The organism is Cupriavidus sp. WGlv3, assembly GCF_023952475.1.
Taxonomy (GTDB): domain Bacteria; phylum Pseudomonadota; class Gammaproteobacteria; order Burkholderiales; family Burkholderiaceae; genus Cupriavidus; species Cupriavidus phytorum.
Genome location: NZ_JALHRX010000006.1, coordinates 134,807 through 150,757, shown reverse-complemented (window position 1 = coordinate 150,757; position 15,951 = coordinate 134,807). Strand labels below are relative to the sequence as shown.

General features: G+C 70.3%; 13 protein-coding genes. 7 read left to right on the top strand and 6 right to left on the bottom strand.

What is annotated here, in order from left to right:
• Positions 1-17: 17 nt before the first annotated feature.
• From MKD38_RS13105 to MKD38_RS13095, 3 genes are read right to left on the bottom strand one after another with little or no spacing between them, the layout of a single operon-like run.
• The gene (locus tag MKD38_RS13105; RefSeq protein ID WP_252677413.1) at positions 18-896 is read right to left on the bottom strand and encodes an SDR family NAD(P)-dependent oxidoreductase; all 879 of its coding nucleotides are present in this window, start codon (positions 894-896) and stop codon (positions 18-20) included.
• A complete protein-coding gene (locus MKD38_RS13100) occupies positions 893-1,552 on the bottom strand; it encodes a Dabb family protein (protein ID WP_252677411.1) in 660 nt (219 codons plus the stop codon). The genes MKD38_RS13105 and MKD38_RS13100 overlap by 4 nt, the downstream gene beginning before the upstream one ends.
• Entirely contained in the window at positions 1,542-1,886 is a 345-nt protein-coding gene (locus tag MKD38_RS13095; protein WP_252677410.1) for a hypothetical protein, read from the bottom strand. The genes MKD38_RS13100 and MKD38_RS13095 overlap by 11 nt, the downstream gene beginning before the upstream one ends.
• A 158-nt stretch (positions 1,887-2,044) precedes the next feature.
• Here MKD38_RS13095 and MKD38_RS13090 point away from each other — a divergent pair, with 158 nt between their 5' ends.
• The 4 genes from MKD38_RS13090 to MKD38_RS13075 all read left to right on the top strand — a co-directional run bounded on the left by MKD38_RS13090 (position 2,045) and on the right by MKD38_RS13075 (position 7,150).
• Entirely contained in the window at positions 2,045-3,076 is a 1,032-nt protein-coding gene (locus MKD38_RS13090; protein WP_252677408.1) for an AraC family transcriptional regulator, read from the top strand.
• 158 nt (positions 3,077-3,234) lie between these two features.
• Positions 3,235-3,777, top strand: coding sequence for a (2Fe-2S)-binding protein (locus MKD38_RS13085; protein WP_252677406.1), 543 nt, complete (start codon positions 3,235-3,237; stop codon positions 3,775-3,777).
• The gene (locus MKD38_RS13080; protein WP_252677405.1) at positions 3,774-4,874 is read left to right on the top strand and encodes an FAD binding domain-containing protein; all 1,101 of its coding nucleotides are present in this window, start codon (positions 3,774-3,776) and stop codon (positions 4,872-4,874) included. The genes MKD38_RS13085 and MKD38_RS13080 overlap by 4 nt, the downstream gene beginning before the upstream one ends.
• Positions 4,871-7,150 (top strand): xanthine dehydrogenase family protein molybdopterin-binding subunit, encoded by a 2,280-nt coding sequence (locus tag MKD38_RS13075; RefSeq protein WP_252677404.1) that lies wholly within the window; start codon positions 4,871-4,873, stop codon positions 7,148-7,150. Before MKD38_RS13080 ends, MKD38_RS13075 begins: the two co-directional genes overlap by 4 nt.
• Before the next feature lie 28 nt (positions 7,151-7,178).
• Here MKD38_RS13075 and MKD38_RS13070 read toward each other — a convergent pair whose 3' ends face one another.
• From MKD38_RS13070 to MKD38_RS13060, 3 genes are all read right to left on the bottom strand, one after another.
• Positions 7,179-8,087 carry a DMT family transporter gene (locus MKD38_RS13070; protein ID WP_252677403.1) on the bottom strand — a complete coding sequence of 303 codons (909 nt, stop codon included), beginning with the start codon at positions 8,085-8,087 and terminating at the stop codon, positions 7,179-7,181.
• 75 nt (positions 8,088-8,162) lie between these two features.
• Complete coding sequence (locus tag MKD38_RS13065) at positions 8,163-9,482, bottom strand: type II toxin-antitoxin system HipA family toxin (protein ID WP_252677402.1); 1,320 nt, start codon at positions 9,480-9,482, stop codon at positions 8,163-8,165.
• Complete coding sequence (locus MKD38_RS13060) at positions 9,479-9,766, bottom strand: helix-turn-helix domain-containing protein (protein WP_252677401.1); 288 nt, start codon at positions 9,764-9,766, stop codon at positions 9,479-9,481. Before MKD38_RS13060 ends, MKD38_RS13065 begins: the two co-directional genes overlap by 4 nt.
• A 301-nt stretch (positions 9,767-10,067) precedes the next feature.
• On the opposite strand from MKD38_RS13060, the gene imuA reads away from it, so the two are divergent.
• The 3 genes from imuA to MKD38_RS13045 are packed head-to-tail and all read left to right on the top strand — an operon-like array spanning position 10,068 to position 15,932.
• Positions 10,068-10,976, top strand: coding sequence for a translesion DNA synthesis-associated protein ImuA (imuA, locus tag MKD38_RS13055; RefSeq protein WP_252677400.1), 909 nt, complete (start codon positions 10,068-10,070; stop codon positions 10,974-10,976).
• Positions 10,909-12,474, top strand: coding sequence for a Y-family DNA polymerase (locus tag MKD38_RS13050; RefSeq protein WP_252677398.1), 1,566 nt, complete (start codon positions 10,909-10,911; stop codon positions 12,472-12,474). The genes imuA and MKD38_RS13050 overlap by 68 nt, the downstream gene beginning before the upstream one ends.
• Positions 12,471-15,932, top strand: coding sequence for an error-prone DNA polymerase (locus tag MKD38_RS13045; RefSeq protein ID WP_252677396.1), 3,462 nt, complete (start codon positions 12,471-12,473; stop codon positions 15,930-15,932). The genes MKD38_RS13050 and MKD38_RS13045 overlap by 4 nt, the downstream gene beginning before the upstream one ends.
• Positions 15,933-15,951: the final 19 nt, after the last annotated feature.

Below are 15,951 nucleotides of genomic sequence, written 5' to 3'. Positions count from 1 at the left end.
GTTCTGTTCCATGAGGCTTACCTCGCCGCCAGTTCGGGCTGGCCGAGCGCCGGATGGGCCCAGGCCGGGATGACAGGCGGCGGCAGCACGCCCTTGCCGTCGAGCGTGCGGACCTCCAGTCCACGCGCAAGGGGAAAGTGCAGGCTATGGGCGATCTGGCCGGTGTGCAGTCGTGCCGGCACGCTGCATAGCGCCAGCGCGGTTTCCACCAGGTATTCCACGGGCTCGGTGGGATAGCCGTCCGGGATATAGCGCTCGCTGCCCGGCGTGAGGATCGCGGTGCTCGGCGCCACGGAGTTGACGGCGATTCCATCGGCCTCCAGCTCCGCGGCCAGGCCTTCGGTAAACCGGTTGATGGCCGCCTTGACCGCCGCGTAGGCGGTGACGCCGCCGGCGCGGTCAAAGTCCTGGTAGGGACGCGCCGGCGACAGCGCCGTGACCGAGCCCAGGTTCAGAATCCAGCCCGCGCCGCGTGCGCGCATCAGCGGTATCGCGGCGCGGCTCAACACGAACGGGATGCGCAGGTAGTGGTCCACGGTCCGGTCGAAGGTGTCCAGCGGCATTGCATCGATGGGGCTGTATTCGGCCAGGCCGGCATTGTTGACGAGGATGTCGAGCCCACCCGCGGCCTCGGCAGCCTGCAACACCAGACGGTCGCGCTGCGCGGGATCCTCCAGATCCGCCGCCAGCGCCATGGCGCGGCCGCCTTGCCGCCTGATCAGTGCCACGGTCTCGGCCAGCGTACCAGGATCTTCCCCGGAGTTGCCGATGCGCCGTGCGCTGGCCACCACCAGCGCGCCTTCCGCCGCGAAGCGCTGCGCGATGGCACGGCCGATGCCGCGGCTGGCGCCGGTCACCAGTGCGATCTTTCCTGCGAGTTTTCCGTGTGCGGTCATGATGCGGTTTCCTCCTTATGGTTGTGGCTGACAATCAGGCTGGTCGCGAGCGGGCAGAAGGCATGGGAGATCGCCTCGACCGTCCATTCCGGAAACTCCGGGTCGAACCAGCGGTCTACCCGTCCCCAATGGAACGGGTGCATCAGGTATTCGCCCAGCAGGTCGTCCGTGCCGGCGAATTCCTGCTGCCAGACATGGGTCCATGTGCCGGGCGACAACACGCGGGCCAGCCGCCAGTTGCCGATGTGGGGCATGTACGCCGGCATCCGCAGCAGATCGTGCTCCAGCGCGTGTACCTGCCAGGGCGGCGCTTCAGGGCGAACCCGGAACATCAGCGTGCGCCAGATGCCGTCACGCAGGTGCGGCGCACGCATGCCGCCCGCGATCGCGCGATAGGCGACGTGATCGGCCGTTGCGATGCCGTCCAGCGCCGCCGCGAGGCCGGCGGCTTCGGCCTGTGCGCCGGACGAGCCGGTCTTGAATTGCAGATCGAGCGTGTAGTCGCCGGCGCCCCAGCTTCCCGTCAGGTTGCGGCCGAGCGCCACCCGGTGCAGGCCGGGCAGCCTTTCAATGCGGTCGAGCAGGGCTGGCTCGGGGTCGGGCATCCCGTCGCAAATGGCGGCGTGCAAGCGCAGTTGCGCAGTCTCAAGGCGCATCGCAATGCTCCTTCGGCTGCGGCAGCACGTTTGTTGCGGCGGCCATTACATGGCGGCGGCGGGATTGGCACAGGGAGCCGACCGTCGACCAGAAGGCGAGGGCGGGACCGTCAATGCCGGCGCGCATGGCGTAATAGGCTGGCGCATCCGGCACTTGCCACAGCAGCCACAACGTATTGGGCGCATCTTGCAGCGCCACGGGTGGCGACACCCAGCGCTGCAGCAGCGTCAGGCCCCTGGCGGCGCTGCCTGGCAGGTAGCGGGATTCCAGCAGGTCAAGCACCGCGGGCAGCTGGCCGGGCGCGAGCACGATTTCATCGAGTAGGTGGATCATGGCTGAGTGGCGTCCTCTCATGGGTTGTCCCGTATAGGCATGGCGTTGCGCGCATGGCAACCTCCATGGCCGCCGGGACGATTATGGAAGGCCCGTTGGCCACGCACCCCTACCCGGACGATCAATCACCGCTACCGAAGCAATCACGACCAGCGCCCATGAACGCCCACATCCCGGGGAGTCCCGTCCCTGTTCCGCACGGCATGGTGCAGCGCTTGCTGGACGAGCTGAAGCGGCAGGGCGTCGAGGTCCCGGCTGCCGCCGTCGAACCGCCGCGGCCGGCACAGTTCACCGCGCTCTATCGCGCCGCGATCGAGCGGCTGGAAGCGCTGGTCGCCAAAGGTGACGGCCACCCGCCCATGTGCAAGCAGGAAGTGGATTTGCTGTGCCGCTGCGTGTTGAGTTGCCAGACACTGCGCGAGGCGATCCACTGCGCGGCCGATTTCTGCGCAATGCTGTATCCGCGCGCCGGCGCGCTCAGCCTGGGCGAGCGCGCGGGCCAGGCGGTCTTTCAGATGGATTCGCTGCGGCGGGTGAAATCGTCGGCCGCCTGCCTGGTAGACCTGACCGGGCTGTTTTTCTACCTGCTGCTGTTCGGCTGGCTGGTGGGCCAGCCGATACGCCCGACCGGTGTCAGCCTGGCGCACTCGCGGCGCGAGGACGCCTTGCCGTTCCTCGGCCTGTTCCATGCGCCGGTGACGTCCGGCAACCCGGCCTACGGCTTCGAGTTCGACCAGGCCTTGCTCGACCGGCCGGTGGTGCGCCAGGCCGCGGAGCTTCAGGCTTTCCTGAAGGACCTGCCTTACCGGATGGTCGGGGCGCCGGTCGAAGTGGTGTCGCTGAGCCAGCAAGTGCGCGGCACGCTGCACGCGGCGCTGGTGCATGGCGCGCGGCTGCCGACGCTGGCAGAGCTGGCAGTGCGCTTCGATGTCAGCGAACCGACGCTGCGCCGCCGGCTCGCGGCGGACGGCAGCAGCTACCGGCAATTGCGCGAGCACAGCCTGCAGGAATACGCCGAGCAATGCTTGCGCACCACCTCCTGGAGCGTCGGCAGGATCGCCGAGCAGCTTGGCTTTGCCAGCGAGGAAGCCTTTCGCCGTGCCTTCCAGCGCTGGACCGGGCATGCGCCAACGCGGTTCAGGCGCGCCAGCCAGGGCAAGGCCACAGGGGAAGCCGGCGACACTGCGTAATTCGTGCAAGGCGCCGGCGGCAATATGTGCAAAGCCGGCCGACGCAGCGGTACACGCCGCTCATCCGATGCAACGTGGTGAAGCCGGCGAAGCCTGATGGCATGACGCTTGCTGCCTTCGTTCCATTCCCCCACGAACGTGACCCAGCGGAGGCGCCCATGGCACTGGAAGACCCGCTTGCTCCCCCGGCATCCCAGGCCGGCGCACTGCAACAGATCCCCACCACGCTGCACATCAACGGCATCACCCATGAACTGCTGCTGGCCCCGTGGGTAATCCTGCTGGACCTGCTGCGCGAGCAACTGCAACTCACCGGCACCAAGAAGGGCTGCGACCACGGCCAATGCGGCGCCTGCACGGTGCTGGTCGGCGGCAGGCGCATCAAGTCGTGCCTGTGCCTGGCGGTGTCCTATGACGGCGCCGACATCACCACCGTGGAGGGGCTGGCCGAGCGCGACACGGGCGCGCTGCATCCGCTGCAGCAGGCCTTTATCGACCACGACGCGTTCCAGTGCGGCTATTGCACGCCGGGACAGCTGTGCTCGGCGGTGGGCCTGCTGAACGAGCATCCGCCGGCAAGCCGGCAGGAGATCCGCGAGCGCATGAGCGGCAACCTGTGCCGCTGCGGCGCGTATGCGCAGATCGTCGAGGCGATCGCCGAAGTCGCCGGGCTGACCGACCGCGACCAGGAGCCATCATGAACCCGTTCCGCTATGAGCGCGCGGCCACGGTGGAAGCGGCGCTGCAATCGATCGCCGCGGCGCAGCGGGACGCCGGCGAGCCAAGCCTTGGCGACGACCACGCGCCGCACTTCCTCGCCTCCGGCACCAACCTGATCGACCTGGTGAAGGGCGGCCTGATGCATCCGGCCACGCTGGTCGATGTCAGGCAACTGCCGCTGCGGATGATCGAGGCCACGGCGGATGGCGGGCTCAGGCTCGGCGCGCTGGCCAGCAATGCCGATACCGCGCAGCACCCGCTGGTGCGCGCGCAGTATCCGCTGCTGCGCGCGGCGATCCTGGCCGGGGCCTCGGCGCAGATCCGCAATATGGCGACCAACGGCGGCAACCTGCTGCAGCGCACGCGCTGCTATTACTTCTATGATCCGGGCGTGCCCTGCAACAAGCGCGAGCCCGGCAGCGGCTGCCCGGCGGCGACCGGGCTGGCGCGCCAGCATGCCATCCTGGGCGCGAGCGAGCATTGCGTCGCCACCCATCCCTCCGACATGTGCGTGGCACTGGCGGCGCTGGGCGCGGTGGTGCACGTGGCATCGGCCAGCGGCCGCCGCGAGATTCCGTTCCATGAATTCCATCGGCTGCCCGAGGACCGCCCGCACATCGACACCACGCTGCGCCCGGATGAACTGATCACCCACATCGTGCTGCCGCCCGCCGCCGAGTTCGCGCGCCATGCCTGCTACCTGAAGCTCCGCGAGCGCGCGTCGTTTGCGTTCGCGCTGGTGTCGGTGGCTGCCGCGCTGGACCTTGCCGACGATGGCACCGTTTGCGCCGCGCGGCTGGCACTGGGCGGCGTGGCCCACAAGCCGTGGCGTGATCCCGAGGCAGAGGCGCGCCTGCAGGGCCGGCCCGCCACCGCCGAGCACTTTGCCTCCGTGGCCCGCTTCCTGCTGCGCGATGCGCGCGCCTGGGGCGGCCCGGCCGTGCCCGAGAGCCTGCCCGGCAACAGCTTCAAGATTGCGCTGGCCGAGCGCGCGATCGTGCGCGCGCTGGAAATGGCGGTCGCCGGCGTGCTGAGCAATACCGGCGAAGACGCCTTCAGCGAGGAGGAGCAGCCATGAACGATCCGATCCCGCAATGTACGCCGCGCGCACGGCCCGGCACGGGGCCGGTCGGCATCGGTACGCCGGTCCCGCGCCTCGATGGCGTGGCCAAGGTCACCGGCACGGCGCGCTATGCCGCCGAGCATCCGGCCTTCGACCTTGCGCATGGTGTGGTGGTGAACAGCACCATTGCGCGCGGACGCATCGTGTCGATCGATTGCAGCGCGGCGCTGGCGGTGCCGGGCGTGCTTGACGTGCTGACCCATGAGCGCCGCCCGCGCATGCGTTCGCTCGACCTGTTCTACAAGGACATGGTCGCGCCCGCCGGTTCGCCGTTCAAGCCGCTGCACGACGCGCGCATCTGGTACAGCGGCCAGCCGGTCGCGCTGGTGGTGGCCGAGACCTTCGAGGCGGCGCGCCATGCCGCCACGCTGGTGCGCGTGCGCTACCAGGCGTGGCAGCACGAGACCAGCCTGCTGGACCACCTCGGCCGCGCCGGCAAGCCGATGCGCTTGAAGGCGGGCTATTCCAGCCCGCCCAAGGCGCGCGGCGACGCCGACGCCGCTTTCGCGCGCGCGGCTTTTCAGGTCGACGCCGAGTTCTACAGCGGCGTGGAACACCACAACCCGATGGAGATGCACGCCACCACGGTGATCCGCGGCGGCGACGGCCACCTGACCATCTACGACAAGACCCAGGGCTCGCAGAACTCGCGCTGGATGGTGTCGCGGGTGTTCGGGCTGCCCAAGCGCAAGGTCACGGTGCGCAATGAATACGTAGGCGGCGCCTTCGGCTCGGGGCTGCGTCCGCAGTACCAGCTGATCCTGGCGGTGATGGCGGCGCTGGCGCTGGAACGCTCGGTGCGCGTGGTGCTGACGCGGCCGCAGATGTTCACCTTCTGCCACCGGCCCGAGACCTGGCAGCGGGTGCGGCTGGGCGCCGACGCCGATGGCAGGCTGGTGAGCCTGATCCATGAAGCGGTGGCCGAGACCTCGCGCATGGAGCACTACGTCGAAGTGGTGGTCAACTGGTCCACGCAGCTCTATGCGTCCGAGAACAGCCGGCAGGACTATCAACTGGTCGACCTGGACCAGCCCACGCCGGCCGACATGCGCGCGCCGGGCGCCGCGCACGGCGTGCATGCGATCGAGGTGGCGATGGATGAGTTGTCCTATGCGGTGGGGATGGACCCGCTGGCGCTGCGACTGAAAAACTACGCCGAGCGCGACGGTGCCAGCGGCCTGCCGTTCTCGAGCAAGGCGCTGCGGGAATGCTACACGCAGGCCGCGCAACGGTTCGGCTGGGCCGGGCGGCCGCCGCAGCCGCGTGCGATGCGCGATGGCCACGAGCTGATCGGCTGGGGCATGGCCAGCGGCACCTGGGATGCGCTGCAGATGTTCAGCCGTGCCCGCGCGGTGTTCCGCGCCGATGGCCGGCTCGAGGTGGCCAGCGCCGCCACCGACATCGGCACCGGCACGCTGACGGTGATGAGCCAGATCGCCGCCGCGTCGCTGGGCCTGCCGCTGGAGCAGGTGACGTTCGTGCTGGGCGATTCGGAGCTGCCGGTGGCGCCCGTCGAGGGCGGCTCGGCGCATGTGGCCACGGTCGGCAGTGCGGTCGACGGCGTGTGCGACAAGCTGCGCCGGATGCTGTGGCACATGGCGCGGCGCATGCAGGGTGCCGGCTTCGAGCGGGCGCGCTACGAGGACCTGGTGTTCGAGCACGGCCGGGTCAGCCTGCGCGCCAGCCCCGGCGTGTCGTTGCCGCTGACCGGCATCCTGGCAGCGACCCGGCGCCAGCAGATCGAGGCATCGTTCCTGCAATTGCCCAATATCTTCAAACAGAAGCAGTACACGCGCGCCGCGCACTCCGCCGTGTTCTGCGAGGTGCGCGTCGACGAGGCGCTGGGCACCGTGCGTGTGACGCGCGTGGTCAGCGCGGTGGCGGCGGGCCGCATCATCAACCCCAGGACCGCGCGCAGCCAGATCCTGGGCGGCATGGTGTGGGGCATCGGCCAGGCGCTGCACGAGGAAACGCACAGCGACCATGCGCTCGGCCGCTTCATGAACCGCAATATCGCCGAGTACCACATCGCCTCGCATGCCGATATCCAGGACCTCGACGTGATCTTCGTCGACGAGGACGACCGCGTGGTCAGCAGCCTGGGCGCCAAGGGCGTGGGCGAAATCGGGCTGGTGGGCGTTGCCGCCGCGATCAGCAATGCGATCTATCACGCCACCGGCAGGCGGCTGCGCAGCACGCCGATGACGCCGGACAAGGTCATGGCGCGCTGAGGGGGCGCGCTGAGCGGAGCCCGTCGCGTCAGCGCCGCTGCGCCAGCCAGATCCCGGCCGCGATCGCGGCCAGCCCGACGCCGTGGTACCAGCGCGGCCAGTCGCCCAGCAGCACCGTCGACAGCAGCGCGGCGAAGACCGGCGTCAGCGTGATGAAGAACACCGGCAGCTGCGCGCCCGCGCGCGCGATGGCGCGGTCCCAGGCAAAGTAGGCCAGCAGCGACGGGATGGTCGCGACATAGAGCAGGATGCCCGCGACCTTGCCGTTCCATTGCAGCGGCTGCTCCAGCGTCAGCAGTTCCCATGCCGTCACCGGCGCGCTGGCCAGCACGCCGGTGACGATCTGCGCGAACAGCAGTACCGGCAGCGGCAGCGCGGGGCGCTGCTTGCGCAGCAGCCAGGTGTAGGCGCTCCAGGCGATGGTGGCCGCCAGCATGAACAGGTCGCCCGGCACCAGGTCCAGCTGCGCCAGCCGCGCCAGTTCGCCGCGCACCAGCACGAAGGTCACGCCGACCATGCACAGCAGCGCGCCGGCGACATGCCAGGGCCGGACCCGCTCGCCGAAGCACAGCGCGCCGATCACGATCAGAAACAGCGGCGTGGAGGCGCCGATCAGGGTCACGTTGATCGGCGTCGAGGTGGTCAGCGCCAGGTACTGCAGCGCGTTATAGCTGGCGATCGACAGGATGCCCATGGCGGTGATCACGCCCGCGTGCCGGCGCAGCACCGCGCGGTGCTCGACCACGCCGCGCCAGGCAAACGGTGCCAGCAGCATGCCGGCCAGCACCCAGCGCACCCAGTTCAGCGTGACCGGCGGCACCGTGCCGGCGGCAAGCCGGCCCACGATGGCATTGCCGGCCCAGCTCAGCGGCGGAAAGGTCAGCAGGAACAGGGTGGTCCAGTCGATGCGTCGGGTGCTGGGGCTGCTGGCGGACATGGGACGTGGTGAATGGGTGGATGGCGCATTATCCGCGATGGCGATGCTTTCGGTGCCGCTACGCGGCGCGGGCACTCATCGGCCCGAGCGCCCCGCGCGCGCCAGCGGCAGCGTCGCCAGCCGCCCGGTGACGACCTCGCGGATCGCAGGCGGTGCGTCGAGCTCGTCCAGCAGGCGCGGCCAGCGGGCATGCGCCAGCGCCACCGCTTCCCTGACCGCGGCGGTGGCGATGCGTCGCGGCACGCCGGCTTTCTCGGCGATCGCCTCGTACATGGCCAGGGTTTCCTCGCGCTGCAGCCGGTCGATGGCGACGTTCTGGCCGTACGAGGCAAAGCCGGGCAGCGCGGCCACGCAGACGATGTCGTACGCCGGCGACAGCACCGGCAGCACGCCGTTGGGATAGATCACCGAGAAGTTCTTCAGGTGCGCGTCGCTGTTGCCGATCAGCGTATTGACCGCCTGGCGCAGGAAGAACTGCCGCACATGCTCGACTCCGCTCGGGCTCAGGCGGTACAGCGTGGCCACCAGCTGCACGTAGCCGTCGATGCTGGCGTACTTGCGGGCCGGCATCCGGCCCAGCATCTGGCAGCCGTCCTCGGCATGCACGCGCCCGGCCGGGGTGCGGTCGAAACGGTCGACTGCCAGGTAATGCAAGTCTTCGCCCAGGGCCTCGGCCAGCCCCTCCACCGCGATGGTCGACATGGGCAGCACGCGCGTGGCCGCCACATGCACGCCGGCGGCTGCCGCGAGCTGCATCGAGACCGATTCGTTGAACACCTGCGCGTCGTCGTTCCTGGCCGGCAGCTTGGCGATGATGTCGGACAGCTTGCCGTGGCTCGGCAGCATGTAGCGCTTGCCGTCCTGCACCGTCGACAGCGCCAGCTTGTTCTGCACCCCGGACACCGACGCGGCCCCTTGCGTGGCGCCCTCGACCACGGCGATCTCCAGGTTGTCGGCGCCGCCGGTCACGCCATAGGCGCGGGCATAGGCGGGCAGGGCGCCGATGTCCGCCGGCCGCACCACCACGGCTCCGGGCAGGTCGTTGCCGGCCGAGGCCAGGATGCCGAAGTCGTCCTTGTCTTCGGGGTGGCTGCGGGTGGCTTCCAGCCGCTTGCGCAGTTCGCCTTCGGGCAGCAGCCCGGCAAAGTAAGGCGGCAACTCATGGCCGGTGTTGTAGACCGCGGGATGGAAGGGGTTGTCCAGTACCTCGGCGGTGGCGCGGCGGCCGGCTTCGGTCGGCACCGTGATCGACAGGCTCAGCGTGGGGCGGTCGGTGTCGCCGCGGAATTCATCGGCGGGCACGAAGCGGACATTGCCGCCCGCCTCGCACAGGTAGCCGCAGAGCCGGTCATATAGCCGGACTTCCAGGAAGCGGGGATGCAGGGCGTAGCTCATTCCTTGTCCAGGAAGATGTCGAGCGCGGCGCGGGCGCCGCGGTCGGGGCCGCTGCCCTTGCCTTCCAGCACCTGGCGGACTTCGGCGAGGCGCTCGTTGGGCACCAGGACCCATTGCGCATCCAGCGCGGCGGCCAGCGCTTCCAGCGTGGAAGCGCGGCTGTCCTTCTTGCCGAGCAGGATGGCCGACAGGTTTTGCGCTGCCATGCCGAGGATCCGGCCGAGTTCGCCAAGGCTCTTGCCCCTGGCTTCCCGCAACTGGCGACATTGGGAGATTAATGACATGGAATTAGTCAATGAGAAAAATCATTCTTTAGAATGATAGCTGCCTTCGCTGCCCTCATGCTTGTCATTCGATAGAAGCTTTTTTCGCAAAAAATCATTCTATGGAATGATAGTGCATGACAGCTTCCGTGGCCAAAGGCATGCAAGGGAGAGAATGCCCGCGCGTCGTCGAGACGCGCCGCAGTGCCTCTGCCTCCACCCCATTCCGTTACCCCTTGCCTTGTCACCGATACTGTATAAATATACAGTTATCGTAAATATCCTAAATGCTCACCCTGCCAGCGAGCGACTTTAACGTCACATGACTGCGCCATTGCACACAGCCCCGCCAAGGGCGGCGGAGGGTCTGCTTTTCCCTGCGCCGGCGGCCTCAGGGCCGGTCCGGCCGGCCGCGGCCGAGCGCCAGCAGGCGCTGTCGGCGCTCGAGCAGCGCTATCCCGGGTTGTGGCGGGCCGGCCAGCTGGGCCGCGCCGGCGGTGCCGCGGTGTGCCCGACCGGGTATGACGCGTTGTCGGCGGAACTGCCCGGCGGCGGCTGGCCGGCCGGCGGCCTGACCGAACTGCTGACCACGCAGGGCGGCGCGGGGGAAATGCGCCTGCTGCTGCCGGCCCTGCGCACGCTGGCCGGGGCAGGGCGGCGCATTGCGCTGGTGGCGCCGCCTTACCTGCCCAATGCGATGGCGCTGGCCGCGGCCGGGCTGCCGGCGCGGCAGTGCTACTGGGTGCGTGCTCCGGCCGAAGCGGCCCGGGCCGCGCAGCAGGCCGACATGCTGTGGGCCGCCGAGCAGGTGCTGCGCAGCCAGGCCTTTGGCGGCGTGCTGGTGTGGCTGCCGGCGGCGCGTCCCGAGGCGCTGCGGCGGCTGCAGGTGCTGGCACAGGCCGGCGACGCGGTGGCCTGGGCATTGCGCCCGGCCGCGGCGCTGCGCGAGTCGTCGCCCGCGGTGCTGCGGCTGCTGCTGGCGCCGCTGCCGGGCAACGTGCTGTCGATCACCTTCCACAAGCGCCGCGGGCCGGTGCGGGACACGCCGCTGCTGCTGCGCCTGGACGGCATGGCGGCGGCCACCCGCGCGGCCGCCTGGCCGGTCCCGGCAGGCGCACCTGCCGAGCCTGAACCGCTGGCGCAGTCTTCTCAGCTTTCTTCCGATGCCGTACTGGATCGCGGTGCACCTGCCGCGCCTGCCCCTGGACGCCCTGCAGCCCAACTGGCCTGAACTGGCGCCCGCCGCGAGCCCGCCTGCCGCCGCCACCCTGCACCATGCGCTGCCGGTGGCGGTGATGGCGCGCGAGCAGGTGGTGCTGGCCAACGGCCCGGCGATGCAGCTGGGCGTGCGCTATGGCATGCGCCGCGGCGGCGTGCAGGCCCTGTCGGCCGATATCGTGCAGCTGGAGCGCGACCCGGCCGCCGAAGCCGCGCTGATGGAAGCGGTGGCGCTGGCGCTGCTGCGTTTCACGCCCGGCGTGAGCGTCGACGAGGAGCCGGAGTCGGCCACGCTGATGCTCGATGTCAGCGCCAGCCTGCGGCTGTTCGGCGGCCATCGCGCGCTGTGCCGCGCGGTGCGGGCCTGCGTGCGCCAGCTGGGCACCGTGGCCCAGGTGGGATGCGGCCCGACCGCGCACGGCGCCGCGTGGCTGGCGCGCCAGCCGCTGCGGCGCACGCGGCGCGGCGTGATGCGGCCCGGCCGCCGGGCGGTGGGCATGGCGCGCCTGCACCGGCTGCTCGATCGCCTGCCGGTGGAGGCGCTGCACACGCTGGCCGATCCGGCCTGGCTGGACGGCATCGGCTGCCGCACGCTGGGGGAGGTGCGGCGCCTGCCGCGCGCGGGCCTGACGCGCCGGCTGGGCCCGGCGCTGCTGGCGCGGCTGGACCAGGCCTATGGCGAGGCGCCGGCGCGCTTTGTCTGGTTTGTGGCGCCGCCCGCGTTTGCGCAGCGCATGGACCTGCCGGGCCGGATCGAATCCGCTGAAGCCGTGCTGACCGGCGCGCAGCGGCTGCTGCTGGCGCTGGCGGGCTGGCTGGCGGTGCAGCAGGCCGGCGTCACGCGCTGCGTGCTGGTGCTGGAGCATGAGCGCTACCGGCGCGGCGCGGCGACCGAAGGCACCCCGGTGCCACTGGGCCTGGCCCAGCCCAGCCGCGATCCCGCGCACCTGTCGCGGCTGCTGCGCGAAAAGCTCGACCAGCTCAGCTTCCATGCCCCGGTGACCGGCCTGGCGCTGCGCGTGGAAGCCATGGCCGCGTGCGTGCCGCAAAGCGAGGCGCTGTTCCCCGAGCCCGGCGGCACGCCGGAAGACCTGGGCCGCCTGCTCGATACGCTGATGGCGCGGCTGGGCCGCGACAACGTGCTGCAGCCGCGGCCGCTGGCCGACCACCGGCCCGAGCGCGCCAACCGCTGGTGTCCGGTCGACGAGCCCGCCGGCAAGCCCGCCGGCCTGCCGGCGCCGCCGCCGGAGCGCCCGCTGTGGCTGCTGCCGCAACCGCTGCCGCTGCCGGTGCAGCGCCACCGGCCCTGCCACGGCGGCCCGCTGGCGCTGCTGAGCCGGCCCGAGCGCATCGAGGCCGGGTGGTGGGACGGGGCCCTGGCCACGCGCGACTACTTTATCGCCGAGCGCGCCGACGGCCTGCGCTGCTGGATCTTCCGCGAGCGTCCGGGCCATGCCGCGCACGACGATGGCGGCGAATACCGCTGGTTCCTGCATGGGTTGTTCGCATGAGCGCGCCGCCCTTGCTCCCATCGTTGCCAGCGTCGTTGCCACGCTTGCTGCCGGCATTGCCGGATTACGTGGAACTGCACTGCATCTCCAACTTCACCTTCCTGACCGGCGCCTCGCACCCGGGCGAACTGATCGAGCGCGCCTTCGGCCTGGGCTACCGCGGGCTGGCGCTGACCGATGAATGCTCGGTGGCCGGCACCGCGCGCGCGCACGATGCCATCGAGACCCTGCGCAAGCGCCTGCACGACGCGGTGGCGCGCAGCGCGGCACGGATCGCTGAGGATGCCGACGATGGTGTCGATGACGGCATCGATGAACCGCTGCTCGACGACGGCGATGCCTTCGGCAGCGGCGACGACGATCCCGGCTTCCACGCCAGCCGCCACCAACGACTGCAGGCGCTGGCCCGTGCCGCCGATGCGTTCTCGCTGCTGATCGGCAGCCGCTTCAGCCTGATCCCGGCCGATGGACCGGAACAGGCGCCGCTGCGGCTGGTGCTGATCGCGCAGCACCGCGAGGGTTTCGGCAACCTGAGCGAGCTGATCACGCTGGGCCGCCGGCGCGCGCAGAAGGGCAGCTACCGGCTGCATCCCGAAGACCTCGCCGCGCCGGCCGGTGACGTCGCCCACCTGCGCGGCATGCCCGGCTGCGTGGCGCTGCTGCTGCCCGACTATTGCGCCGAGCCTGAACGGCTGCTGGAGCAGGCCGAGTGGTGCCGCGCAGTGTTCGGCGAGCGTGCCTGGATCGCGCTGGAACAGTTGCAGGGCCATGCCGATGCCTTGCACCGCGCGCGCCTGGAAGCGGTATCGGCGCAGAGCGGCGTGCCGCTGGCCGCGGCCGGCGCGGTCACCATGCATGTGCGTTCGCGCAAGCCGCTGTCCGACGTGCTGACCGCGATCCGGCTGGGCCAGCCGCTGGCCGAATGCGGCATGGCGCTGGCGCCCAATGCCGAGCAGCACCTGCGCATGCGCCAGGTGCTGTCGCGCCTGTACCCGCGCGAGGCGCTGGCGCAGACGCTGAAGATTGCCGAGACCTGCGATTTCTCGCTGGCCACGCTGCGCTACGAGTACCCCGAGGAACTGGTGCCGCCCAACGAAACACCGATCTCCTACCTGCGCAAGGAAGTCGAGCGGGGCAAGCGCGAGCGCTTTCCCAACGGCCTCAGGCCGGAGTGGGACAAGCAGCTGGACGAAGAGCTGGCGCTGATCGAGGCAAAGCACTACGAGCCGTTCTTCCTCACAGTGCACGACATCGTGCGCTTTGCGCGCTCGCGCGGCATCCTGTGCCAGGGGCGCGGCTCCGCCGCCAATTCGCTGGTGTGCTTCTGCCTGTATGTGACCGAGGTCAGCCCCGAGCAGGCCAACCTGCTGTTCGGCCGCTTCCTGTCGCGCGAGCGCGATGAGCCGCCCGATATCGACGTGGATTTCGAGCACCAGCGGCGCGAAGAGGTGATCCAGTACATCTACGACAAATACGGCCGCCATCGCGCCGCGCTGGCGGCGTCGCTGATCACGTACCGTTCGCGCAGCGCTCTGCGCGACGTGGGCCGCGCGCTCGGCATCGACGCCAGCGTGGTCGAGCAGGTGGTCAAGGGCCAGGCATGGTGGGACGGCGGCCCGGGCTTTGTCGACAAGATCGCCCGCTACGGGCTCGATCCCGAGTCCCCGGCGGTGCAGCAGTGGGCCAGCCTGACCGCGCAGCTGCGCGGCTTTCCGCGCCACCTGTCGCAGCACGTCGGCGGCTTCGTGATCGCGCGGCACAAGCTGTCGCGGCTGGTGCCGATCGAGAACGCGGCCATGGCCGACCGCAGCGTGATCCAGTGGGACAAGGACGACCTGGAGTCGCTGGGCCTGCTCAAGGTCGACGTGCTGGCGCTGGGCATGCTGTCGGCGATCCGGCGCGCGCTGGAGATGATTCCCAACCCCAGCCGCGATCCGGCGCGCGCGGGGCTGCCGGCGCGCATGGAGGACATTCCGAAGGAGGACAAGCCGACCTACGACATGATCTGCAAGGCCGACACCATCGGCGTGTTCCAGATCGAGTCGCGCGCGCAGCAATCGATGCTGCCGCGGCTGCAGCCGCGCGAGTACTACGACCTGGTGGTGGAAGTGGCGATCGTGCGGCCGGGCCCGATCCAGGGCGGCATGGTCCATCCGTACCTGAAGCGGCGCGAGGCCTTTCGCCGCACGCAGAAGCCGCCGGTCTACTTCAACCAGGTGATCGAGAAAGTGCTGGGCCGAACGCTGGGCGTGCCGATCTTCCAGGAGCAGGTGATGCAGCTGGCCATCGACGCGGCGGGTTTCTCGCCCGGGCAGGCCGACCAGCTGCGCCGCTCGATGGCCGCGTGGCGGCGGCGCGGCGATCTGCGCAAGCACCAGGACGCGCTGGTGCGCGCGCTGACCGGCAAGGGCTATCCGGAATCCTTCGCGCTGGCGATCTGCAAGCAGATCGAGGGGTTTGGCGAGTACGGCTTCCCCGAAAGCCATGCCGCCAGCTTCGCCAAGCTGGTGTACGTGAGTTCGTGGCTCAAGTGCCACCATCCGGCGGCCTTCCTGTGCGCGCTGTTGAACAGCCAGCCGATGGGCTTCTATTCGCCCTCGCAGCTGGTGCAGGATGCGCGCCGCCATGATGTGGAGGTGCTGCCGGTGGATGTCACCATCAGCCGTTGGGACAGCACGCTGGAGCCGGTGCCGGAGTCCGATGCGGCCAGTGCGGTCAGCACTCGGCAGGAGCGGCCGCCGCATCCGCGCGTGCGCCTGGGCCTGGGCCGGGTCAAGGGCATGCGCGAGGCCGCCGCGCTGCGCATCGAGGCCGCGCGCGCGCAGCGTGCCTTCGACAGTGTCGAAGACCTGGCGCTGCGCGCCAGCCTGGACCGCCACGACATCGACGTGCTGGCCGCCGCCGACGCGCTGGCGCCGCTCGCCGGCAATCGCCGCCAGGCCCGCTGGCAGGCGCGCGCCGCGGCCGCGCATGCCGCGCACCGCGACCTGCTGTACCAGGCGCCGCCCGCCGAAGCCGCGCTGGCGCTGCCCGCGCCGCGCCTCGGCGAAGACGTGACCGCGGACTATGCCAGCCTGGGGTTGTCGCTAAAGTCGCATCCGCTGGCGCTGCTGCGGCACAAGCTGGCGGCGATGCGCTTTATCACCGCCAGCCAGCTCGAACGCTGCGCCAACGGCCGGCGCGTGCGCGCCTGCGGCATCGTCACCGTGCGCCAGCGCCCGTCCACCGCCAGCGGCACCATCTTCGCCACCATCGAGGACGAGACCGGCAGCATCAACCTGATCCTGTGGCCCGACCTGGTCGAGCGCCAGCGCAAGGAGGTGTTGGGCGCCACGCTGCTGGGCGTGGTCGGCACCTGGCAGCGCCAGGGCGACGTGCGCCACCTGGTGGCCAAGGAACTGGTGGACCTGAGCCCGATGCTGGGGCGGCTGCTGGTGGGGAGCCGGGATTTTCATTGAGACGCACGGCGCCAATGAG

Coding starts and splice junctions, on each gene's coding strand:
- MKD38_RS13105 (WP_252677413.1), bottom strand. CDS start 896: ATGACCGCACACGGAAAACTCGCAGGAAAGATCGCACTGGTGACCGGC.
- MKD38_RS13100 (WP_252677411.1), bottom strand. CDS start 1,552: ATGCGCCTTGAGACTGCGCAACTGCGCTTGCACGCCGCCATTTGCGAC.
- MKD38_RS13095 (WP_252677410.1), bottom strand. CDS start 1,886: ATGATCCACCTACTCGATGAAATCGTGCTCGCGCCCGGCCAGCTGCCC.
- MKD38_RS13090 (WP_252677408.1), top strand. CDS start 2,045: ATGAACGCCCACATCCCGGGGAGTCCCGTCCCTGTTCCGCACGGCATG.
- MKD38_RS13085 (WP_252677406.1), top strand. CDS start 3,235: ATGGCACTGGAAGACCCGCTTGCTCCCCCGGCATCCCAGGCCGGCGCA.
- MKD38_RS13080 (WP_252677405.1), top strand. CDS start 3,774: ATGAACCCGTTCCGCTATGAGCGCGCGGCCACGGTGGAAGCGGCGCTG.
- MKD38_RS13075 (WP_252677404.1), top strand. CDS start 4,871: ATGAACGATCCGATCCCGCAATGTACGCCGCGCGCACGGCCCGGCACG.
- MKD38_RS13070 (WP_252677403.1), bottom strand. CDS start 8,087: ATGTCCGCCAGCAGCCCCAGCACCCGACGCATCGACTGGACCACCCTG.
- MKD38_RS13065 (WP_252677402.1), bottom strand. CDS start 9,482: ATGAGCTACGCCCTGCATCCCCGCTTCCTGGAAGTCCGGCTATATGAC.
- MKD38_RS13060 (WP_252677401.1), bottom strand. CDS start 9,766: ATGTCATTAATCTCCCAATGTCGCCAGTTGCGGGAAGCCAGGGGCAAG.
- imuA (WP_252677400.1), top strand. CDS start 10,068: ATGACTGCGCCATTGCACACAGCCCCGCCAAGGGCGGCGGAGGGTCTG.
- MKD38_RS13050 (WP_252677398.1), top strand. CDS start 10,909: ATGCCGTACTGGATCGCGGTGCACCTGCCGCGCCTGCCCCTGGACGCC.
- MKD38_RS13045 (WP_252677396.1), top strand. CDS start 12,471: ATGAGCGCGCCGCCCTTGCTCCCATCGTTGCCAGCGTCGTTGCCACGC.